Source organism: Pseudoalteromonas sp. SIMBA_162, from assembly GCF_046535955.1.
GTDB classification, from domain to species: Bacteria; Pseudomonadota; Gammaproteobacteria; order Enterobacterales; family Alteromonadaceae; genus Pseudoalteromonas; species Pseudoalteromonas marina.
The window spans coordinates 1-236 of the sequence record NZ_JAWJBQ010001219.1 but is presented as its reverse complement, the minus strand read 5'-3'; the positions used below and the strand labels follow the sequence as shown (position 1 = coordinate 236).

The following is a 236-nucleotide window of genomic DNA, read 5'->3' as shown; positions in this document are numbered from 1 at the left end:
CAGGAGATGCAGCTGGTCGACACGCCGAAGGCCAAGACCATCGCCGCACTGGTCGAACAGCACGGTCTGGACATCAAGAAGACCGTCAAGACGCTGATCGTCAAGGCGGCCGAAGGCGTCGAAGGTGGTCAGATCGCGCTGATGGTGCGCGGCGACCACGAGCTGAACGAGATCAAGGCCGAGCACCTGCCGCAGGTCGCCGAGCCGCTGACCATGGCCAGCGACGAGGAAGTGCG

Annotated in this window: 1 protein-coding gene; it reads left to right on the top strand. The window is 64.4% G+C overall.

The genetic code is table 11. From position 1 onward, the window contains the following. Positions 1-236, top strand: a 236-nt coding sequence (locus tag R0J88_RS23530; protein ID WP_410901393.1) for a YbaK/EbsC family protein, incomplete at both ends; no start/stop codon positions are given.